We start from the raw sequence: 19,785 nt of genomic DNA, 5'->3' as shown, positions 1-19,785 counted from the left end.
CGACCCGATCGCCCCGGCATGCCGGGGCGATCCCCTACGAGCCCGGGATCGACAACGTCAGCAGCGCCCAAAGGATCAGTACCACCGCCACCATCGCCGGCACCACCAAGTGTCGAAGCCCCGCTTCGCCCACCGCGAGCCGCTCGAGCAGCGCCTGGCGCCGCTCTTCGAGGCGATGCCACCCCTGCTCGTAACGGCGGCTACCCCGCGTCAGCCACTCCATCCCCAGGTAGGCCAAGCTGCGCAGCGCGATTGCCGCCCTGGCATAGCCATGCCAGAGATCGCCGGACGGCAGCATCTCGAGGCGCTCCAGATTCAGGGGGCGTGGCCGCCGGCGCAGCCACAGGATCGGCACCAGCGCCACGCCAATCCCCAGCAGCACCGGCCACAGCATGCTCAGCCATTCGCCGAGCGGCGGCATGGCCGGCGCGCGCCCCGGCAGCATCCACCATGGTGACGCGGCCGCCGCCAGTACGCACAGCACCCAGGCCACGCTCATCGTCACCGGTGCAGGAGTTGCCCCCTCGCGCCTGCCCAGTTGCCAGGCGGCATGCTGGCGCCACAGCGCACGGGCAACCAGCAGCGTGGTACCCATCGCCGCCCAGCTCAGTGCCTCGACGAGCCACGACCAGCCGCCATCGTAGAGCGCTTCCTTCATCGACCACTTGGCGACCATCCCGCTGGCCACCGCACCGGTCAACGACAACCCCGGCAAGATCAGCAGCCCCCACAGCAGCCAGGCCGGCAGCCGCGGCGGATGCTCGGTGATCCCCACCCCCAGGAACAGCGCCCCCTTGTTCAGGCCGTGGTGCAATGCGAACAGCAGCATCGCCGGCAGCAGTGTCGACCACAGCGACGGGGCGATCAGCCCGACCCCGAGCAGCGTCGTCATCATGCCCATCTGGCTGATGCTGGAGTAGGCGAGCACTGCCTTGGCGTGGTACTGGGTGATGCCATACACCGCCGCCCCCACCGCTGCCAGCAGGCCAGCGCACACCACGCCGTAGCCAAGCCCGGGCAGACTGATCAAGCCCACCGGTAATATCTGGATCCAGCCGAGCAGGCCAGCCTTGATCATCGCCCCGCTCAGGATCGCACTGGCCGGCGTCGGCGCCACGGGGTGCGCCAGCGGTAGCCAGACGTGCAGCCCCACCACCCCCGCCTTCACTCCGAAGCCTAGCCACAGCAGTGTGGTCATGGCCAGGGCGTGGGGCGAGGCGGCGATACCGGCGCGCAGCTCGGCAAGGGTGAGCGATTCGCTGCTGCCCGCGGCCCACAGCAAGCCAGCCAGGATCAGGCCCTCGCCGAACAGCGCCATGATCAGGTAGGCATGCCCCCCGCGCCGGGCGGCATCGCTGCCGTCGTTGACCACCAGGCCATAGGCGGCAAAGGTCATCAGCGTGAAGCCGGCGTAGAAGCTGGCGATATCCTCGGCGACGATCAGCAGCAGCAGGCCGGCCAAGGTCAGCGGCCACAGCAGGGAGAAACTCGTCAGACGGCGCCCGGCCTGCTCGTCGCGCTGATGGGCCTTGGCGACGACATCCCCCAGATAGCCCCGCGCGTAAAGTCCGGCCAGCAGCCACAGCAGTGCGACCAGGCCAAGCAGCGTGCGCCGTGTCGCATCGAGCTCCCACACGCCCCCCAGCAGCCACCAGTTGATCTCCAGGCGTATGTCGCCGCCCAGCAGGGCGAGTCCCAGCGCCGGTAGCGGGGCCGAGATCCACATCACGCCAAGCTTGGAGAGCCGGTCGGGTACCGCCGCAAAGCAGGCGATCAGCAGCGGCCAGAGCAGCGCCAGCGCCAGCCACAGAGCCAGGATCACCTCGTTCATGGCAGGTACTCCCGGGTCGCGATCAGCGCGGCCCAGTTGAGCGGGCTGAATGGCAGGCCGGCCAGCGCCCCGGCCAGCAGGCTGAACGAGGCGGTGATCAGGGTCGGCCACAGCAGCCAGCTTCTGGTCTCGAAACGTCCCAGAAAGTCCTCCTGCGGCCAGCGCCCCACTCCCTCCTCGGGGCCGGGCTTGAACCACAGCCTGTAGAGGATCGGCAGGAAGTAGGCACTGTTGAGCAGGCTGCTTGCCACCAGCACACCGAGCACCCATGGCATTCCCGCCTCCATCGCCCCCATGCCGAGGTACCACTTGCTGATGAAGCCTGCGGTGGGCGGAAGCCCGATCATGCCCAGCGCGCCGATGGTAAAGGCGAGGCTGGTGCCGGGCATGCGCCGTCCCGCACCATCGAGCTCGTCGATGCGGTGAATGCCGAGCTCCTCGGCGTAGTTGCCGGCGCAGAAGAACAGCGTCACCTTGGTCAGTCCTTGGTGCAACAGGTGCGCCATCCCGGCGATGGTGCCCAGCGGGCCGAACAGGCTGATACCGAGCACGATGTAGGAGACCTGGCTGACCGTGGAAAATGCCAGGCGACGCTTGAGATCCGTCTGTGCCAGGGCGCGAATCGAGCCATACAGGATGGTGATCGTGGCCACCGCCGTCAGTCCCGCCAACAGGCCCAGCTCGTAGCTGAACTCGATGCCGTAGACATCGTAGACCACCCGCACGATGCCGAACGCCCCCGCCTTGACCACCGCCACGGCATGCAACAGCGAACTCACCGGCGCTGGTGCGACCATCGCCTGGGGCAACCATCCATGCAGGGGAACCAGAGCCGCCTTGACGCCAAGCCCGACGATCAGCAGCACGAAGATGGCGATCAGCTGGGGATGATACTCCGCACCCAGCTCGGCCAGCACCTCGCGCTCGCCGAAGGCGAGATCGCCCACCAGCACATGCAGCGCGACGATACCGATCAGCAGCACGACCCCACCGCTCAGGGCGTAGCGTAGGTAGGCGGCGCCCGCTGTCATCGCCTTGTGCGTACCGCGATGGACCACCAGCGGGTAGGTAGTCAGGCTCAGCAGTTCATAGAAGAGCAGGAAGGTGAAGAGATTGCCGGCCAAGGCAATGCCCAGGGTGCTCGCCACGCAGAAGCTGAAGAAGCCGAAGAAGCGCTTGCGGTGCGGCGAGCCCTCCAGGTAGCCGATGGCATAGAGGGTAGTGAACACCCACAGCAGCGACGAGAGCCCGGCGAACATGATGCCCAGCGAGTCGGCGCGTAGCTGGAACTCCAGACCCTCTATCACCGTGAACGAGAAGGCATACTCCTCCCCGCGGGACACGCCGACCACTATGACCGCGACCAGCACCAGCTTGACCAGCGCAGCCGCCAGGTTGAGCGCAATGCGCACCCGCGATTGACGCTCCGGCAGCAGGAAGATGATCACCGCCACCACCAGCGAAGAGCCCAGGGCCGCAAGCAGTATGCCGGTATTGAGCGTCATGCCGGTCCCTCCCACTGCAGCAGTGCAAGCGGCCAACCGGCGAATAGTCCCATGGCAGTGGCGGCAATCGCCAACGCCAGGGGAATCAGGTCAAGCGACAAGGGCGGTGTGTAGCTGCCCTCCTGCGACTCCGCCTCGAGAAAGCAGTAGCGAAACACGCGAAAGACATAGGCGGCGCTCAGCAGCGAGCCCAGCGCCACCACCAGCGCCCACTGCCACTGCCCGCTGATCATTGCCGCCTGCAGCAACATGTACTTGGCGACGAAGCCGCCGCTTGGCGGCAGCCCCATCAGCGTCAGCGAGGCGAGACCGAAGACCAGCAGCGACAACGGCACCTGGCGCCCGACGCCGGGCAGCCCGGCCAAGTCGCCGCGCCCCATCGTCAGCACCAGATTGCCGGCGGACATGAAGGCCGCCGCCTTGGCCAATGCGTGGCTGACCACCAGCAACCAGGTGCTCTCCCAGGCGAGGGTAGCGACTCGCTCGGAGGTACCGGTGATCAACGGGAACAGCAGCAGCAGGTAGCCGATCTGTGCCACCGTGGAGTAGGCGACGACCGACTTGAACTCGCTCTGTCGCCAAGCGAGCAGGCTTCCCCAGATGATTGCCAGCGCGCCGAGTGCACCGAGAAACTGAGCGGCCAGCACGGCATCCGGCAGCAAGGCGTTCCAGAAACGCAGCATGACGAAGAAGCCCGCCTTGATGACCAGCGCGGCATGGACGGCGCTCACCGGCACCCATGCCGCGCCATGCGCCGGGGGCAGCCAACCATGCATGGGAAAGACCGCCACCTTGAGCATCAGCCCGCCGCTCAGCAGCGCCAGGGCAAGCGCCGTGTGTGAACGCGCCGGGGCAATGTCGGCAAGCAGATGAAGATCGAAGCTGCCGTAGAGAGAATGAACCAGTCCTAGCCCCACGATCAGCGCCGCGGAGCCACACAAGGTACAGATCAGGTAGCGCTTGCCGGCCTTGCGCGACTTGTCGGTGCCCGGCAGGCTCATCAACGCGACGGCGCACAGCCCCACCACTTCCAGGGCGGCATAGAGCAGCAGCAGGTGACGCGATAGCCAGAGCGTGCAGAGCGATAGCCAGAGCAGGGCCAGAAGTGGCCAGAGCAGATGGAGTCGACGCGGCGTGTCATCGGTTTCACGAAAGTAGTGGAAGCCGTAAAGCGCGCTTGCGGCCACCACCACCGTCGTGAACGATACCAGCAGCAGGGCCAGCCCGTCGGCATGCAACAGCGCCATCAGCGGCCGGACCTACTCAGTATTTCTTGCGATTGAAGGCCTGCTCGAGCAGGTCTTCGGCTTCGCTTCCCGTCCCATCCTTCAAGAGTTTCTGTTCCGCTTCCCAGTAGAGACAGATATACGTGTTGCAGGACGCACACACGACCTGATCGTCGTGCTGCTTGTTCTGGGAGACCCGCATACGGTGGCTACCGCAGTTGGGGCAAGGCTCAGGCATTCGAAAATCTTCCGTCAATTCCGCCATAGTCACTCCTCCTTGATATGCCTTACCAGTGTTTGGGACACGTCCCGAAACTTCAACCCCTTCGATTCAACCCTCCGCTCGCGCTCCTTGCATGAGGGTCAGTCGCGCCGCAACACCACGCTGAGATTGTTCGCCGGCATCTCCACTACCTCCTCTACCGCGAGCCCTTGCGCTTCGGCAGCCTCGATCACCGCCTCGAGATCGCGAATGCCCCAGCGCGAGTCTCGCAAACGCAGGTCGGCATCGAAGTCGGCATTGCTCTGCGCGGTATGTTCGCCATCGCGTCGAAACGGGCCATACAGATAAAGTATAGCGCCCGACGGCAGACGCGCACCGGCTTCGGCCAGTAGCGCTTCGCTGGCAGGCCAGGGGGAGATATGTAGCATATTGATGCACACCACGGCATCGAAGCCGTCGACTGGCCAGGGCCGCTGCATCACATCCAGCTCAAGCGGTGCGGCCAGGTTGCCAAGTGCCTCGGCGTGGCGCCACGCCTCGATGGAGGCTCGCGCCTCGACGTTGGGGTCGCTGGGCTGCCACTCCAGTCCCGGTAGGGCCCGGGCGAAATGCACGGCATGCTCACCGCTGCCGCTGGCGATCTCGAGCACGCGGCCGCGTTCGGGCAGCCAGCGGCGCAGCACGGCCAGGATGGGGTCGCGGTTGCGCCGCGCCGAGGGGCTGGAGAGAGGCCGTCCTGGCCCATCCGAGGCATGAGGGTCGAGGGAGTGCATGGCTACTCCCCCGCCAGGCGTGCCGCCAGCCAGGGGCCGATCTCGGCGATCTGCTGGGGACACAGCGCATGCTGCATCGGGTAGCGCCGATAGTTGACCGAATAACCCATTTGGCGTGCGGCTTCCGCTCCGGCCTGGCCCAGCGTCTCGGGAACCACCGAGTCGAAGCTGCCATGGTGCACCTCGATCACCAGATCCCGGTTGGCCTCATGCGCCTGGATACTCTGCGTCGTGGCGAAGTAGGTAGAGAGCGCAAGCAGTCCCCCGAGCGGCTTGGGATAGCTCAGTGCCGCCTCGTAGGCCACCGCCCCGCCCTGGGAGAAACCGGCAAGAATGATCCGCCGGCTGTCGATGCCCTGGTCGATCTCGGCATCGATCAGGCGGTGCACCCGCGCCGCGGACGCCTTGAGCTGCGCCTCGTCGACTCGCCGGCCAAGGTTCATCTCGAGGATGTCGTACCACGCCGGCATCACCATGCCGCCATTGATGGTGACCGGCAGACGCGATGCATGGGGAAGGATGAAGCGTACCGCCAGCTCATCCGGCAGGCTCAGGGCCGGTACCAGTGGCTCGAAGTCGTGCCCGTCGGCACCCAGGCCGTGCAGCAGGATGACGCAGGCATCGGCTGGCTTGCCGGAGCACGGTTCGATAATCAGTTCGTCGGAAGCGTTCATTGCACCTTCTCGATGGATTTTTGGTCACCCTAACGCAAGCCCGCCCGATGATCGAGCGCTCAGAACGGCCAGAACAGCGGCACCAGCGTCAGCACCACCACCGCGGTAATGATATTGAGCAGCCCACCGACACGCAGGAAATCGCCGAATCGATAGCCGCCTGGGCCATACACCATCAGATTGGTCTGGTAGCCGATCGGGGTGAGAAAGCTCGCCGAGGCGGCGAACATCAGCGCCACCACGAACGGCATTGGACTCACGCCGAGGCTTTCGGCACTCGCCATGATGATCGGAAAGGTGATGACTGCCGCAGCGTTGTTGGTGACAAGCTCAGTCAGCAGCGCGACCAGCAGATAGGTGCCGATCAGCAGCAGCATCGGGTTGCCCCCGGCTGCCTCCAGCGCAACACCGGCCACCGTGGCCGCCGCGCCAGAACTCTCCAGTGCCGCCCCGAGCCCGAAGGAGGCGGCGATGACCAGCAGCACCTGGGTATCCAGCCCGCGCTTGGCGCCACTGATGCTGCAGCAGCCGGTGATCATTGCCAGGGCCGCACCGAGCATCGCTGCGTTGAGCATGCTCATAACACCGAACGTCGCTAGGGCGACGACCCCGATCAGGATCGACCACGCCAGCCAGGCCTTCTCATGAACCGGGCGTGCCGCGCCATTGACCTGACTGATCAACAGGAAATCGCGAGACTGGCGGTGGCGTTCGATGAATGGCGGCCGTGCCTCCAGCAGTAGCACGTCAGCGGGCTGCAAGCGGACCTGCCCCAGGTTCCCGGCGACCCGCTCGCCATTGCGGCACACGGCCAGCACCGCCGCACCATACAGCGTACGGAAGTGGCCATCGCGGATACGCCGGCCGACGAACTGGCACTGATCGGAAACCACCGCCTCCACCAGGCGGCGTTCCTTGAAATCCTTCGCAAGGCTCGACTCTCCCTGGCGAGAGGGCACCAACCCGCGTATCTGCTGCAACTCGACCGCCGCCGCCGAGGTGCCGGCGAAGACCAGCCGGTCGCCCCCCTTGAGTATCTCGCCAGGCCCCACCACGCTCACCACATTGCCGCCGCGTTCGATCTCGACCAGGAACAGCTCCTGCAGATGCCGCAAGCCGGCCTCCTCGACACTGCGATCGACCAGCGGCCCGTGCGGGTCGACCTCCATCTCAATGGTGTATTCGCGCGGGTTCTCGAAGACCTGGGCGGCACCACGTCGGGCCGGTAAAAGATGCGGCGCCAGCCACCAGAGGTAGACGAGGCCGACGATGGCCACCGGGATGCCCACCCAGGCAATATCGAAAATGCCCATCGACAGCTCCGGGTAGCGCGTCATCAGCAAGCCGCTGACCACCAGATTGGTACTGGTCCCGAACAGGGTAATGGTGCCTCCAAGGATCGAGGCAAAACTCAGCGGCATCAGGAAGCGGTGTGCCGGCATCCCCAAACGGCGGCTCCAGCCAAGCACGGCGGGAATGAAGGTGGCCACCACCGGGGTGTTGTTCAGAAAGCCGCTGATGCTGGCCACCGGCACCAACATGCGCAGCAGTGCGCCGCGCTCGCTTTTCGGGCGCCCCAGGACATGGCGAATGATCAAATCGATACCGCCGGTTTCACGAATGCTCGCCACCAGCACGTACATGAAGGCAACGGTGAACAACCCACTACTCGAGAAACCACCCAGCGCCTGATTGGCATCGATGACGCCCAGCGTCATCAAGAGAATCACCGCCCCCAGCAGGATCATGTCGGGGCCGAGTCGGCTGAAGGCCATCAACGGGAATACGACGAAGACAACGAGTAGGGATATCCAGGCATCGAAAGGCATGGGTCTTTCCTTGGCACGGCACGAAAACAGCATTGTGACGGCCAAATGATATAACCCAAAGTTATTTATAGAAATTTATCTATACGATAAAAGAATAAACAGGAACACTGCAGAGATACTGTAAAAATACAAAAGGCCCGCCTAAGCGGGCCTTTATCACACCAGACTCTCATCTGGTCGGCGCATCAGAGGAGTCGATTAGACAACCTTGATGTTGGAGGCCTGAAGGCCTTTCTTGCCCTGAGTGACGTCGAAGGAGACCTTCTGACCGTCTTGCAGGGTTTTGAAGCCATCAGCCTGAATTTCAGAGAAGTGGGCGAAGAGGTCGTCGCCGTTGTCGTCAGGAGAGATAAAGCCGAAGCCCTTGGTGTCGTTGAACCACTTGACGGTACCAGTTGCCATGTTTCAGATCCTTCAATAGTACTTTGATATTGCCGGGAATTACCCGAAGTTCAGTGGATAAAACAAGGGATATATTCACCAGCCTACCGAAACTTGCATAACGCTGTTCGATCACCGACGATATTCAACTTGCTAGCCAACTTTGCTCAGCATGCGCGTTCAGCGAGATCGAGTCAACCCCTCTGTTGCGATCAAAATACGTCTCGCCGGGGTGGTTTAGCTAATCCGCCCTCGCCTCGAGATACTCATGCACCACGCATGAGCCGCACCCGACAGGAGCTTCATGGCCATACTCATATTCCGTCTGGGCGGCGTACCCGAGCAAGAGGCCGATGACGTTCGTGCGCTACTGGACTCGCACGGTTTTGATGTCTATGAAACCAGCGCCGGACGCTGGAAGCTCTCGGTGGCGGCCATCTGGCTTCGCGACGAGACGCAGTACGCCGAGGCGCGGGCCGTCATCGATGCCTATCAAGCCGAGCTGGTCGCCTGGGTACGCCAGCAACGCGCCGAACTTGACGCCGAAGAAGGCGCTCCCCACTTATGGCAACGGCTCAGGGACAATCCACTGCCGGTGCTACTGTGCCTGGTCGCGGCTGTCGCCGTGCTCGCCCTTTCGCTGCTGCCCTTCCTGGCGTTATGAACGTAAAAACCCCTGCGCCTGAGCCGGGGGTTTGGAAACTCGCATCACATATTGAATTAGGCTTAAAAACCGTACACCACGAAGACCAGCATCGCTATCAGGCCCATCAGAAAACTCACGCTTGCAGCACCAGCAAGGAACTTCAGCATCCGGACCTCCCTGTACAGGTATTGTACAGATGTACAATAGTCAACGATGCGACGCCCGGCAATCTTTAATCGTCATTATCACTAATAATAAAGAAACAAGGGGAACGCATCCCATCGAGTAAACCTATAATATCAATAAAGTTGACAAGTCGCCTGAGCAACTTATCCTTCGGTCAACCATAAAACGAATCCAAGTTGACTGACGAGCTTACCATGACCTGTACGCATGACTCCCTTATCCATGCTATCTCATCACCCGCGCCTCGCCACGACTGGCAGCTCGCCGAGATTGAGGGGCTCTTCGCCCTACCCTTCAATGACCTGTTGTTTCGCGCCCAGCAGGTGCATCGAGCGAATTTCGAGGCCAATGCGGTCCAGGTCTCTACCCTGCTCTCGATCAAGACCGGCGCCTGCCCGGAGGACTGCAAGTACTGTCCGCAATCCGGGCATTACACCACCGGCCTTGGCAAGGAGGCGCTGCTCGCCGTCGAGCAGGTGGTGGAGCAGGCCAGGGCCGCCAGGCAAGCCGGCGCCAGCCGCTTCTGCATGGGTGCGGCCTGGCGAAGCCCCAGGGAGAAGGATATGGACGTGGTGCTGGAGATGGTCCGCCGGGTGAAGACACTGGGGCTCGAGACCTGCATGACGCTAGGCATGGTCGATGCGCCCCAGGCCCGGCGCCTGGCCGATGCCGGGCTCGACTACTACAACCACAACCTCGATACCTCGCCGGAGTACTACGGCGAGATCATCACCACGCGCACCTACGCCGACCGTCTGGAGACGCTGAGCAACGTGCGTGAGGCGGGCATGCAGGTCTGCTCCGGTGGCATCCTCGGCATGGGCGAGGCGCCTCGCGACCGCGCCGCCTTGCTTCAGCAACTTGCCCGGCTCGACCCGCATCCCGAGTCGGTACCGATCAACATGCTGGTCAAGGTGCCTGGCACACCACTGCAGGAGGTCGACGACCTCGACCCCCTCACGTTCGTTCGCGCCATTGCCGTGGCACGTATTGTGATGCCCCGAAGCCACGTGCGCCTTTCAGCCGGACGCGAGCAGATGAGCGAGTCGACCCAGGCGCTGGCCTTTCTCGCCGGAGCCAACTCGATCTTCTACGGCGATAAGCTGCTGACCACCGCCAACCCTCAGGTCGAGCGCGACCGTATGCTGTTCGCCAAGCTCGGCCTGCGCTCCGAGCGCCAGGGACAGGGACAGGGTGACCAGGGAAAAGGTGAAGAGTGCAGCGACGACGAACGGCTTCAGGCGAGCCTGGAAACCACCCTATTGCGTCAGGCGGCCAGCCGGGTCGACACGGCCCAGTTTTACGATGCCAGCCGGAGCTGACACTATGACGATGCCGACAGCGCGCTGATCCTCGAGACGCGCGGTGAGTTCGATGGCCCGCACACCCATGTATTCGGCGCGACGCCGTGCCAGAAGGCGCCCCAGACCAGTTATGCGCCCATACCCCGCTCACACCTTGACCGATATCAAGGGATATTGCCTCGCCACTGCCTAGTATCGTTTCCTCGTGAACAAGGGAGGCGATCATGGAGCTGGTATGCCCGGCAGGTAACCTGCCCGCACTGAAGCGTGCCGTGGACGAGGGGGCCGATGCGGTCTATTTCGGCTTTCAGAACATCACCAACGCTCGCCAGTTCGCGGGGCTCAATTTCACCGCCAGCCGCGCCCGCGAGGGCATCGATTACGCCCATTCCCACGGTCGGCGGGTGCTGTGTGCCATCAATACCTATCCGCAACCCGCAGGCTTTCAGCAGTGGACCCAGGCGGTGGATCAGGCCGCCATCACGGCCTGCCCAAGGTCCGCTGTCAGTTCGTCTGCCAGCGCTATCCCCAGGGGCTTGCCCTGCGCTCCCAGGAGTCTTGCGAACTGTTCACGCTCAATGGCATTCAGACGCTCTCCGGCGCCTGCTACGACCTGCGTCGCGAGATCGGCACCATGCGGCGCATGGGCGTCACCCTAGCCCGCTTGAGCCCACGTGCCGAAGGCATGGCGGAGATCGTCAACGCCTTCGACCAGGCTCGCCACGGCAGGCTAGCACCCAGGACCCGCTGGCCTTGGTGGATCGCGGCGCTTGCGACGGCTACTGGCATGGCCGGCCGGGCATGGAGCATCTCCAGGCGAGCGTGTGAACGGGACGCCGCGCCATGGCTCTGTCGAACGTATTGCATGACATATATCAAGGCGGGAGCAGGCAGCGCCCATTAGGCTAGACCGCCATATATGGTAGTTAAAATTTAAAAACCTAGCCTATATAGGAACGCCATGACGCTCTCCCGTACTGACGCCGCGCCGTCCCGCCATGTTCCTGTCGCCTCCACCCTCGAGGAGTACCTGCAGCGAGCCGACTGGCGAGTGCATGCCAATGCCAACCAGGGCTACTCCCTGGGCGGGCTGATCCTCAACGTCTCGGGCAAGCTGATCGCCAACTACTGGCTCGATGAGGTGTATCCGGTGGCGGTCGGCGAGGCGCATCGCGACGGCGATCTGCATATCCACGATCTCGACATGCTGTGCGGCTACTGTGCCGGCTGGTCGCTACGAACCCTGCTGAACGAGGGCTTCAATGGCGTGCCCGACCGTGCCGAGAGCGCCCCGCCCCGCTACCTCTCGAGTGCGCTAGGGCAGATGGTCAACTTCCTCGGCACGCTGCAGAACGAGTGGGCCGGCGCTCAGGCCTTCAGCTCCTTCGACACCTATCTGGCACCCTATGTGCGGCGTGACGGATTGGAGTATGCCGCGGTCAAGCAGGCGATCCAGGAGTTCATCTACAACCTCAACGTCCCCTCACGCTGGGGCAGCCAGACGCCCTTCACCAACCTCACCTTCGACTGGGTGTGTCCGGCGGACCTGCACGATCAGGTGCCGGTGATCGGGGGAGTCGAACAGCCCTTCACCTATGGCGAGCTGCAGCGCGAGATGGACCTGCTCAATCGCGCCTATCTGGAGGTGATGGAGGCCGGCGACCGCCAAGGACGCGTCTTCACCTTTCCGATTCCCACCTACAACATCACCCACGATTTCGATTGGGAGAGCGACAACGCCGAGCGGCTGTTCGCGCTGACCGCCAAGTATGGCCTGCCCTACTTTCAGAACTTTCTCAATTCCGACATGGAGCCGCACATGGTGCGCTCGATGTGCTGTCGGCTGCAGCTCGACCTCAAGGAACTGCTCAAGCGCGGCAACGGCCTGTTCGGCAGTGCCGAGCAGACCGGCTCGCTGGGGGTGGTGACGATCAACTGCGCGCGACTTGGCCACCGCTTCGCCGGCGACCAGGCTGGCCTGCTCGCCGAACTCGACCGGCTGCTGACGCTTGGCCGCGACAGCCTGGAGATCAAGCGCGCGGCGATTCAGCAGTGGATGGATGCCGGGCTCTATCCCTACACCAAGCGCTACCTGGGGACGCTGCGCAATCACTTCTCGACGCTTGGGGTCAACGGCCTCAACGAGATGGTGCGTAACTTCACCGCCGACCGGCATGACATCGCAAGCCCCGAAGGGCAGCGGCTGGCACTGGCACTGCTCGATCATGTACGCATACGCCTCGGCGAATTCCAGAAACAGACCGGTCATCTCTACAACCTGGAAGCTACCCCGGCGGAAGGCACCACCTACCGCTTCGCCAAGGAGGATCTCAAGCGCTACCCGACGATCCTCCAGGCCGGCACTCGTGAGGCGCCCTACTACACCAATTCGAGCCAGCTGCCGGTGGGGCACACCGACGACCCCTTCGAGGTGCTGATCCATCAGGATCCGCTGCAGACCCGCTATACCGGTGGCACCGTGCTGCACCTCTACATGCGCGAAAGACTCTCGAGCGCCGCGGCGTGCAAGACGCTGGTACGCACTGCCCTATCGCGCTTCCGCCTGCCCTACATCACCATCACTCCGACCTTCTCGATCTGCCCGGTGCACGGCTACCTGGCAGGCGAACATGAGTTCTGCCCGCGCTGCGACGATGCACTGCTGGCAAGACGCCCCCTGGCCAGCGAAGCCTCGGCCTGACACTAACCATCGAAGGAATCAAACGCCATGCCGCATTCCCAACGCAACAGCCTGCCGAGCGAACAACGCCAACGCTGCGAGGTGTGGACCCGCGTAATGGGCTACCACCGCCCGGTCAGCCAGTTCAATCTCGGCAAGCGCGCCGAACACCACGAACGACGCCACTTCAGCGAAGCGGCCGCCAGCCTCTAGCACAGCCGCCATGTCGCCGGGGGTCCTGCTCCCGGCTTGGGAGACTTGCCATGCCGCCACACCGCGACATCCGCCTGCCCGTTGCCGGCCTGACCCCGATGACTACGCTGGACTTCCCCGGGCACCTGGCCTGCGTGGTCTTCACCCAGGGCTGCCCGCTACGCTGCGGCTACTGCCACAATCCGCAGATGATCGCCCCACGCCGCGGCACTCCCGGTGAATGGACGAAGGTCAGGGAGTTTCTCGAGACGCGTCGAGGCCTGCTGGAGGGCGTGGTGTTCAGCGGTGGCGAACCAACGCTGCACGGTGACCTGGCCGAGGCAATGGGAGAGATCAAGGCGATGGGCTTCAAGGTCGGGTTGCATACCGCAGGTCCCTACCCTAAGCGACTCACGCCGCTGCTGCAGCACCTCGATTGGGTCGGCCTGGACGTCAAGGGGCGGGGTCTCGATTTCGATCGCATTGGCGGGCGGACGGGCACCTGGCGTCGCCACGCCCAGAGCCTCGAGATACTGCTGGCCAGCGGCATCGATCTCGAGTGCCGCACCACCGTGCACTGGCGCGACTTCAGCCTGAGCGAGGTGGAGCGCCTGGCGCAGACACTGGCCGACTGCGGCGTGCGCCACTACCTCCTTCAGCTCGCCAGAGGCGAACAGTGCCTGGATCCGGATTACTGCCAGCCGCTTCCCGAGGCACCACTGACGAGTCAGCTGGAGCGCCTGCTGGCCAAGCTCAGCCCCAGCTTCTCGCGGCTCGAACTGCGCCAATGAGCCTTAGCTCATCGGGTGCGGTTCACCCAGCTCTCGATGCGCAGCAGTAATGCCCCGAACGGTCCAGCCGCCAGCCCCTCCTCGCGCCCATCCAGCAGGTTCTTGACCATCAAGCCAAGCTCGGTATCGCCCTCGATCGACAGGCGGCGCTGAAAGAACAGACTATCGGGGTCCTCGCGACGCGTGGCCAGGCATAGGAACTCGCGCCAGCCGCCACGAATGGTCGCCTCGCCCGCGGCATCGCATAGCACCAGTTGCTGGCGCTCGAGCCCCAGCGTCAACTCGAGCGCAAAATCGTCGATGGCCAGTGTGATACGCCGCCCCTCGAGAGCATCGAATTCACCCTCGCGCAGCGGTTCGGCAAAGGCATGGTTGAGCAGCGGCTCGATCAGACAGCGCTTGACGGTCAGGGGCATCAACGGATCGAGAAGACTGATCAGCCGTGCCGGCGGGGCAAGATGCAGCAGCAGGGAGGGGAACGGTGGCATCGCATCTCCTGGCATGACGAACCTAGGGTGGATAGAGGAAAGCCTCATGCTAGGCTCGGTGCGACGGTGACGACATGACATCCATCAAGCGCGTCGCATTTGCTCGCTCGATGGAAGCCGACCGCATCGCCGTGCCGGTCGAAATGTTCGAAGCGTAGTCATCAAACGGTGAATCTGCTCGCTGAGTGCCTCTACCCAGCGCTGTTCCCTATCGGCCAAGTTCAAGGTGCGCTCGGTGGCCTTGAAACAGGGGGAGGGTCAGTGAAAGTCTGATGAACTTAGGCAGAACTGGCTAGATGATCATCCAGAAGGCGGGGCCGATCGTGACACTCGGGCCGGGCATCTGGTGAGATAGTACGGGCTAGGCTATGGTAACGTCCCTGCAAACCGAGCCATCGAGGAGGATCGATGAACCGATCAACAACCTTCATGCAGTGTGAACACTTGGCCAGGGTGCGGCGGCTAGTTGCCCGGCGTAGAATTCCGCGCCGGTTTACGCCGGTTGTGTTCGCCTTCTACATGGCCTCGATCATGGCGTTTCTTATGACGCTGGCGATCACCTTGATCAACCAGGGTATTACTCCGGGCTTCGTGGGTACGGTGCTGCGATCCTATGTACTGGCCATGCCAGTGGCATTCATAGGCGTCATAATTGTCAGACCGCTGGTCGTGCGGTTAGTCGCCTGGTCCATCGATAAGGAAGCGTCCTGATTGGGCTGTCATTGACGCGACCGATATGCAACTTGAGTCAATGAGTGTAATCGACGTCAGCTGTTGCCTGCTATACATGAAATTCTTAAGGAGTACGTCACTTCGCAAAATGCGGGTCGAGGCGGTGTATATGTGAGGTACGTGTCGAATGATCAGATCATGCGCGTGGTTTGATGGCATCGCATCTAGAGGCGGTAAGTATATTTATCAACACTCTCTCCTTTGGATCTCTGGACCCCAGAATGCCCTTTGGCGGTGCCAAACAGCAGTATAGGTCGCGAGTTCGGTGAGGCAGGGATTTCCGAACATGTTGAAAATAACTCTATTCCTCTTCTTAAGAAAATAGTCGAGTATATTTCCCGAGCCAATTACAAGGTTAGAACAGGGCTCTGTTTTTGTCTAAAGTGCCGTGTCCCGGATAATTAATCATCCGGGACACGGCAGATACTTTAATGCACTTTCAACTCAGCCATTAACTTCATGTCTACCCTGACAAAACACCAGTAACAATATTTCCAAGATTGCTATAAACAATGGCGGCGTACCCAGAGGCACACCGCCTTGGCTATGTCATGGGTTCTCTTTTTCCTCACCGAATAGCTTACCTGCGCCCGCCCAATTTGATGCCTCAACATCTTCAAATATTACATAGATATAATTTGGGTCAGTGCCGGTATTTTTGACAATACTCTCAGTGATATCAGCGGCAACTGCTTGCTTCTCTTTTGTACTCTTACCACTGAACCAGCTTACACGTACGACAGGCATATGATTCTCCATTAGTCTAATTGGCATTTTGCCAAGATCTACGTCCCTCGAATGAGGGAGTTTTTCACGGAACACAGTTTATTCAGCGCTCCAAGAATGACGAAAGGTCATTAGTGAACTTGATAGGGTTCTTGAACATCAAGAAATGATCGCCATGTTCAGCCGAGCTGTAATTGTAGAGAGAGGCGTCCGTAATTATCGACGATGCCCAGCGTTGGCTGGATAGATTGTTGCTCTCAACGCCTGAGAAAATAGCAACTGGAATATCGATCTTATGGCGGATAACATCTCTCCAGTCGTTCATGACATGATCGAACAGTACGCGGCTGATCGCCTCCGGATCATTGTCGATGAACTCTTTCGCGAAAGCTTTCGAATTTGCGAAGTACGGCGAGTCTTCAATTTCGAATCGCTCCCACGGCTTCATATCAGTGATCAAGTTATTGAGCTTAGCCCCTTCAGTCACTCCAGCCACCATGCGCTCCGCTGACGTCGTTGTGCCGCCGGCATCGAGACGCTCCTGCTCGGACCAATCGGAGTGGGAATAAATGGAGATTGGTTGATCGACGAAACACGCCTTTCGAATGGCTTTAGTGCCGAAAAGATCGATATAGCTCCATATAACGGCGGCACCCATCGACCACCCACAGAAATCGGCCCTAGTCAGGTCTAAGTGATCGACAAACTCTTTCAGATCCATGCCGAACCGGGAGATGCGTGCGCCGTACTCTACGTTATCGGATAGCCCTTGATTGCGTGGGTCGAGTACAAAGACATGATATTGCTTGCTTAGCAAATACAATACGTTGAAATACTCGGCACCGCTCGCCGACCAAGCAGGGACAAAAATCACCGGCCTGCCTTCGCCTGCTTCCCAATAAGAGAGCGACACGCCATCGCTGGTATCGAAGCTATTGATCTCAAGATCCTTGAAGTCGGATAGCATCGAAGGAATCCCTTCTATCTGGTTCGGGAATGTATAATCGCGACCGAGCACATCGAGCGCTGGTGCGGCCATACCTTGATGTGAAAACAATGTAATTGAGATAGCGCCGGCAAGCTGGCATAGAGCCGGGGGGATGATGTGCTTCATGTCCTTGCCTCCACTGGCTCGGATGATGATTCTCTGAAAGTAATGAGCCTTGTTACTCGTCTCGTCATCGTCATCGTCATCGTCATCGTCATCGTCATCGTCATCCGCGATGACATCACTTGGTACTTTGTGGTGCACCAAGTTATCTTGATGGACGGCCACCGTTGCTTAGCCCATGGGATCTGCAACAATATGAATGCTTGAGCTTTGCCCATACTGAACTGCGTAATCTCTGGACCTTCGATGGGCCGAATGGACGAGTGTCAGTACCGGTGTCCAGCCGCTTGATGGTCGACCATGGCGAACCTTTGCTATGTGCTGCCCTGGCGGGCATGGGCATTATTTTGCAACCATATGAGCTGGTCAGAAGCGCTCTTTCCGAGGGCCGTCTGGTGCGATTGCTACCTGGATATGAAGCACCTACTCGGCCAATGCATGTACTGTATGCTCCTGATCGACGTGTCACTCCCAAGCTGCGTAGTTTTCTGGACTTTGCTGTTGCTGCCTTTGGGCCAGAATCAACGCAGTGAGTATGCCGGACTGAGAACAGGGTCCAATGGAAACGCGAGCTTCGGCAAGGCTAGGGCTGCTCTCGCAAGGCTTCATGATCGCGTCTCCATATACCTGCACCTTGTAAATTACCTCGATCATGGGCTCGCTCAAAGTCGAGGGCGGGGCCCTTCGGCACAATGAGCGCAGGATTGATGGCGGGGTTCGTGTAATAACCGATTTTGATGTGATCGAGGTTGACGGTATCTTTCACGCCGGGCCACTGATACAGCTCTCGTAGATAGTTCGAGAGATTCGGATAATCTTCCAAGTGGCAAATGTTGCACTTGAAGGCGCCGTGGTAGGCTGCGTCGAAGCGTATCAGTGTGACGAAGAGACGCCAGTCGGCCTCAGTAAGGTACGTCCCCGCAAGGTAGCGGTGCTTGGCAAGGCGCTCTTCGAGTTGATCGAGTGCTTCGAACAGTGCAACTACAGAGCTGTCGTAGCTCGCCTGGGTCTTGGCAAAGCCCGCCCTATAGACGCCATTGTTGACCTTTTCATAAATAAACTCGTTCCAAGCATCAATTTTCTTTCGAAGTGGTGCGGGATAGAAGTCGAGTTCGTTACCGGTGAGATGGTCGAAGGCGCTATTGAAGATGCGGATAATATCTGCCGATTCGTTGTTAACGATCTGCCCCTGAGCACGATCCCACAGCACCGGTACCGATACCTTACCGGTGTAGTAAGGCTCACTTGCCGTGTAGAGCTGGTAATGGCGCCGCACCCCACCCAGGCGTGGACCTGCGTCTTGGGGGTCCGTGTAGGTCCAGCCCTCTTCACCCAGCACGGCATCGGCGATCGATACCGGAATTAAATCTTCCAGCCCTTTGAGCTTACGAAAAATCAACGTGCGCGAGGCCCAAGGACACAAGTACGCAACAAAGAGTTGATAGCGCTCGGGCTCGGCGGGCAAGGCAGCGCTACCTTCTGAATTCGACTCTCCTTGTGGCGTGATCCAGTGACGGAACCGGGTCGGCTCCCGCTCGAAGGCGCCATCTCTGATTTCGCCGCTGGCAATGTTGCCCTTCACCCACTGGCCATTTACGAGGCCTGGCATAGTATTCTCCCAAAGTTGGTCGGCACTTATAGCTGGAGGCAGAATCCAGACGTCAGCCACCAAATATGAAGGCCGACTGTATGCTGCCAATCACTCGATCCTGAAAAACTTGGCGCCCTAAGTCGTTGCCAGCAGCGCCGGCAACGACATGCAGTGGCAGCAAGTGCTCCTCACGTGGATGGGCGGCACGGCCGCCAGGGGCCAAGGCCCAGTCAAGCAGCCGCTGCTCGCGCTCGGGTGGTGGTAGCGCCACGGTCTGCGCCAACCACTCATCAAAGCACACCGAATCCGGATCCAGTGCAGAGTCATCGAAGCGAAACCTATGCATGTTGTGAAAACTCATGCCAGTGCCGATGATGAGCACACCCTCGCGGCGTAGCGGCTCAAGGGCGTGTCCGGCAGCGACATGCTCAGCCGCGCTCAAGCCGCGCCTGAGCGAGAGCTGCACTAATGGTATATCCGCGCCTGGATAGATCAGCTTCATAGGGATGAAGACGCCATGGTCCAGTCCACGGCTTCGCTCTGAGTTGGTGCTGTAGCCGGCCCTCGCGAGCAATGCCTGCACTCGCTCTGCCAGCTCGGGCGAGCCGGGCACCGGATACTCTAGTTCGTACGTATGTTCCGGGAAACCGGAGTAGTCGTACAAGAGCGGTGGACTGTTCTGAATGTTCACCGTGAATTCCGCTGCCTCCCAGTGTCCCGATACCACCAGCACTGCCTTGGGTCTCGCACCGAGCCGTTCGGGTACGGCACGAAGCCAGGCTTCCATACGGGACCACGTATTGGCTGGGTCCCAGTCCATGAAAAAGCAAGGACCCGCACCATGAGGTACGAAAAGCGTTGGTAACGTTTGCGTCGTCATATCCCGTCCTCCTAAT

21 protein-coding genes and 1 pseudogene are annotated in these 19,785 nt (G+C 61.1%); 9 read left to right on the top strand and 13 right to left on the bottom strand.

Annotated elements, in window-relative coordinates; genetic code table 11:
• Positions 1 to 34: 34 nt before the first annotated feature.
• The 8 genes from HJD22_RS15650 to HJD22_RS15615 all read right to left on the bottom strand — a co-directional run bounded on the left by HJD22_RS15650 (position 35) and on the right by HJD22_RS15615 (position 8,463).
• The gene (locus HJD22_RS15650; RefSeq protein WP_248730287.1) at positions 35 to 1,831 is read right to left on the bottom strand and encodes a complex I subunit 5 family protein; all 1,797 of its coding nucleotides are present in this window, start codon (positions 1,829 to 1,831) and stop codon (positions 35 to 37) included.
• On the bottom strand, positions 1,828 to 3,336 hold the full coding sequence (locus HJD22_RS15645) for a complex I subunit 5 family protein (protein WP_208654592.1): 1,509 nt from the start codon (positions 3,334 to 3,336) through the stop codon (positions 1,828 to 1,830). Before HJD22_RS15645 ends, HJD22_RS15650 begins: the two co-directional genes overlap by 4 nt.
• Positions 3,333 to 4,583 (bottom strand): complex I subunit 5 family protein, encoded by a 1,251-nt coding sequence (locus tag HJD22_RS15640; RefSeq protein WP_208654591.1) that lies wholly within the window; start codon positions 4,581 to 4,583, stop codon positions 3,333 to 3,335. Before HJD22_RS15640 ends, HJD22_RS15645 begins: the two co-directional genes overlap by 4 nt.
• A gap of 16 nt (positions 4,584 to 4,599) precedes the next feature.
• On the bottom strand, positions 4,600 to 4,827 hold the full coding sequence (locus HJD22_RS15635; RefSeq protein WP_208654590.1) for a hypothetical protein: 228 nt from the start codon (positions 4,825 to 4,827) through the stop codon (positions 4,600 to 4,602).
• A 98-nt stretch (positions 4,828 to 4,925) separates the two neighbouring features.
• Entirely contained in the window at positions 4,926 to 5,558 is a 633-nt protein-coding gene (locus HJD22_RS15630) for a DUF938 domain-containing protein (RefSeq protein ID WP_208654589.1), read from the bottom strand.
• Between the two features lie 2 nt (positions 5,559 to 5,560).
• Positions 5,561 to 6,232 (bottom strand): alpha/beta hydrolase, encoded by a 672-nt coding sequence (locus tag HJD22_RS15625; protein ID WP_208654588.1) that lies wholly within the window; start codon positions 6,230 to 6,232, stop codon positions 5,561 to 5,563.
• A gap of 59 nt (positions 6,233 to 6,291) precedes the next feature.
• Positions 6,292 to 8,061: an SLC13 family permease gene (locus HJD22_RS15620; RefSeq protein WP_208654587.1), complete on the bottom strand. Its 1,770-nt coding sequence runs from the start codon at positions 8,059 to 8,061 to the stop codon at positions 6,292 to 6,294.
• A 198-nt stretch (positions 8,062 to 8,259) separates the two neighbouring features.
• Positions 8,260 to 8,463, bottom strand: a complete 204-nt coding sequence (locus tag HJD22_RS15615; protein ID WP_208654586.1) for a cold-shock protein — start codon at positions 8,461 to 8,463, stop codon at positions 8,260 to 8,262.
• A 283-nt stretch (positions 8,464 to 8,746) separates the two neighbouring features.
• Here HJD22_RS15615 and HJD22_RS15610 point away from each other — a divergent pair, with 283 nt between their 5' ends.
• The 6 genes and pseudogenes from HJD22_RS15610 to HJD22_RS15585 all read left to right on the top strand — a co-directional run bounded on the left by HJD22_RS15610 (position 8,747) and on the right by HJD22_RS15585 (position 14,241).
• Positions 8,747 to 9,106 (top strand): DUF6164 family protein, encoded by a 360-nt coding sequence (locus HJD22_RS15610; RefSeq protein WP_208654585.1) that lies wholly within the window; start codon positions 8,747 to 8,749, stop codon positions 9,104 to 9,106.
• A 362-nt stretch (positions 9,107 to 9,468) separates the two neighbouring features.
• On the top strand, positions 9,469 to 10,596 hold the full coding sequence (bioB, locus tag HJD22_RS15605) for a biotin synthase BioB (protein ID WP_208654584.1): 1,128 nt from the start codon (positions 9,469 to 9,471) through the stop codon (positions 10,594 to 10,596).
• A gap of 433 nt (positions 10,597 to 11,029) precedes the next feature.
• Complete coding sequence (locus HJD22_RS15600; RefSeq protein WP_248730286.1) at positions 11,030 to 11,482, top strand: hypothetical protein; 453 nt, start codon at positions 11,030 to 11,032, stop codon at positions 11,480 to 11,482.
• Positions 11,483 to 11,536: 54 nt separating this feature from the next.
• A pseudogene (locus tag HJD22_RS15595) lies at positions 11,537 to 13,279 on the top strand (ribonucleoside triphosphate reductase); the annotation flags it as partial.
• 27 nt (positions 13,280 to 13,306) lie between these two features.
• Positions 13,307 to 13,471 (top strand): anaerobic ribonucleoside-triphosphate reductase, encoded by a 165-nt coding sequence (nrdD, locus tag HJD22_RS15590; RefSeq protein WP_208654582.1) that lies wholly within the window; start codon positions 13,307 to 13,309, stop codon positions 13,469 to 13,471.
• Between the two features lie 50 nt (positions 13,472 to 13,521).
• Entirely contained in the window at positions 13,522 to 14,241 is a 720-nt protein-coding gene (locus HJD22_RS15585) for an anaerobic ribonucleoside-triphosphate reductase activating protein (protein ID WP_208654581.1), read from the top strand.
• Between the two features lie 8 nt (positions 14,242 to 14,249).
• Here the strand turns inward: HJD22_RS15585 and HJD22_RS15580 are convergent, their stop codons facing one another.
• A complete protein-coding gene (locus HJD22_RS15580; protein ID WP_208654580.1) occupies positions 14,250 to 14,729 on the bottom strand; it encodes an SCP2 domain-containing protein in 480 nt (159 codons plus the stop codon).
• A gap of 408 nt (positions 14,730 to 15,137) precedes the next feature.
• Between HJD22_RS15580 and HJD22_RS15575 the strand changes: the two genes are divergently transcribed.
• Positions 15,138 to 15,440, top strand: coding sequence for a DUF2798 domain-containing protein (locus HJD22_RS15575; protein ID WP_248730285.1), 303 nt, complete (start codon positions 15,138 to 15,140; stop codon positions 15,438 to 15,440).
• 570 nt (positions 15,441 to 16,010) lie between these two features.
• Here HJD22_RS15575 and HJD22_RS15570 read toward each other — a convergent pair.
• The gene (locus HJD22_RS15570) at positions 16,011 to 16,208 is read right to left on the bottom strand and encodes a 4-oxalocrotonate tautomerase family protein (protein WP_208654579.1); all 198 of its coding nucleotides are present in this window, start codon (positions 16,206 to 16,208) and stop codon (positions 16,011 to 16,013) included.
• Positions 16,209 to 16,290: 82 nt separating this feature from the next.
• The gene (locus tag HJD22_RS15565) at positions 16,291 to 17,301 is read right to left on the bottom strand and encodes an alpha/beta fold hydrolase (RefSeq protein WP_208656784.1); all 1,011 of its coding nucleotides are present in this window, start codon (positions 17,299 to 17,301) and stop codon (positions 16,291 to 16,293) included.
• Between HJD22_RS15565 and HJD22_RS17940 the strand changes: the two genes are divergently transcribed.
• Positions 17,293 to 17,505, top strand: a complete 213-nt coding sequence (locus HJD22_RS17940; RefSeq protein WP_208653563.1) for a hypothetical protein — start codon at positions 17,293 to 17,295, stop codon at positions 17,503 to 17,505. The two genes, HJD22_RS15565 and HJD22_RS17940, sit on opposite strands and share 9 nt — an antisense overlap.
• Positions 17,421 to 17,831 (top strand): LysR substrate-binding domain-containing protein, encoded by a 411-nt coding sequence (locus tag HJD22_RS18130; protein ID WP_217267774.1) that lies wholly within the window; start codon positions 17,421 to 17,423, stop codon positions 17,829 to 17,831. The genes HJD22_RS17940 and HJD22_RS18130 overlap by 85 nt, the downstream gene beginning before the upstream one ends.
• 50 nt (positions 17,832 to 17,881) lie before the next feature.
• Here HJD22_RS18130 and HJD22_RS15550 read toward each other — a convergent pair whose 3' ends face one another.
• Together HJD22_RS15550 and HJD22_RS15545 are read right to left on the bottom strand one after the other, a co-directional pair.
• Positions 17,882 to 18,907 (bottom strand): glutathione S-transferase family protein, encoded by a 1,026-nt coding sequence (locus tag HJD22_RS15550; RefSeq protein ID WP_208654578.1) that lies wholly within the window; start codon positions 18,905 to 18,907, stop codon positions 17,882 to 17,884.
• A gap of 52 nt (positions 18,908 to 18,959) precedes the next feature.
• Entirely contained in the window at positions 18,960 to 19,709 is a 750-nt protein-coding gene (locus tag HJD22_RS15545) for a class III extradiol ring-cleavage dioxygenase (protein ID WP_248730284.1), read from the bottom strand.
• Between the last annotated feature and the right edge of the window lie 76 nt (positions 19,710 to 19,785).

Source organism: Halomonas sp. TA22, assembly GCF_013009075.1.
Lineage (GTDB): Bacteria > Pseudomonadota > Gammaproteobacteria > Pseudomonadales > Halomonadaceae > TA22.
The sequence above is the reverse complement of the archived record's forward strand: the minus strand, read 5'-3'. Positions and strand labels throughout refer to the sequence as shown.

Excerpts from the sequence above, each read along its gene's own strand:
- HJD22_RS15650 (WP_248730287.1), bottom strand. The coding sequence starts at position 1,831 with ATGAACGAGGTGATCCTGGCTCTGTGGCTGGCGCTGGCGCTGCTCTGG.
- HJD22_RS15645 (WP_208654592.1), bottom strand. The coding sequence starts at position 3,336 with ATGACGCTCAATACCGGCATACTGCTTGCGGCCCTGGGCTCTTCGCTG.
- HJD22_RS15640 (WP_208654591.1), bottom strand. The coding sequence starts at position 4,583 with ATGGCGCTGTTGCATGCCGACGGGCTGGCCCTGCTGCTGGTATCGTTC.
- HJD22_RS15635 (WP_208654590.1), bottom strand. The coding sequence starts at position 4,827 with ATGGCGGAATTGACGGAAGATTTTCGAATGCCTGAGCCTTGCCCCAAC.
- HJD22_RS15630 (WP_208654589.1), bottom strand. The coding sequence starts at position 5,558 with ATGCACTCCCTCGACCCTCATGCCTCGGATGGGCCAGGACGGCCTCTC.
- HJD22_RS15625 (WP_208654588.1), bottom strand. The coding sequence starts at position 6,232 with ATGAACGCTTCCGACGAACTGATTATCGAACCGTGCTCCGGCAAGCCA.
- HJD22_RS15620 (WP_208654587.1), bottom strand. The coding sequence starts at position 8,061 with ATGCCTTTCGATGCCTGGATATCCCTACTCGTTGTCTTCGTCGTATTC.
- HJD22_RS15615 (WP_208654586.1), bottom strand. The coding sequence starts at position 8,463 with ATGGCAACTGGTACCGTCAAGTGGTTCAACGACACCAAGGGCTTCGGC.
- HJD22_RS15610 (WP_208654585.1), top strand. The coding sequence starts at position 8,747 with ATGGCCATACTCATATTCCGTCTGGGCGGCGTACCCGAGCAAGAGGCC.
- bioB (WP_208654584.1), top strand. The coding sequence starts at position 9,469 with ATGACCTGTACGCATGACTCCCTTATCCATGCTATCTCATCACCCGCG.
- nrdD (WP_208654582.1), top strand. The coding sequence starts at position 13,307 with ATGCCGCATTCCCAACGCAACAGCCTGCCGAGCGAACAACGCCAACGC.
- HJD22_RS15585 (WP_208654581.1), top strand. The coding sequence starts at position 13,522 with ATGCCGCCACACCGCGACATCCGCCTGCCCGTTGCCGGCCTGACCCCG.
- HJD22_RS15580 (WP_208654580.1), bottom strand. The coding sequence starts at position 14,729 with ATGCCACCGTTCCCCTCCCTGCTGCTGCATCTTGCCCCGCCGGCACGG.
- HJD22_RS15575 (WP_248730285.1), top strand. The coding sequence starts at position 15,138 with ATGAACCGATCAACAACCTTCATGCAGTGTGAACACTTGGCCAGGGTG.
- HJD22_RS15570 (WP_208654579.1), bottom strand. The coding sequence starts at position 16,208 with ATGCCTGTCGTACGTGTAAGCTGGTTCAGTGGTAAGAGTACAAAAGAG.
- HJD22_RS15565 (WP_208656784.1), bottom strand. The coding sequence starts at position 17,301 with ATGAAGCACATCATCCCCCCGGCTCTATGCCAGCTTGCCGGCGCTATC.
- HJD22_RS15550 (WP_208654578.1), bottom strand. The coding sequence starts at position 18,907 with ATGCCAGGCCTCGTAAATGGCCAGTGGGTGAAGGGCAACATTGCCAGC.
- HJD22_RS15545 (WP_248730284.1), bottom strand. The coding sequence starts at position 19,709 with ATGGACTGGGACCCAGCCAATACGTGGTCCCGTATGGAAGCCTGGCTT.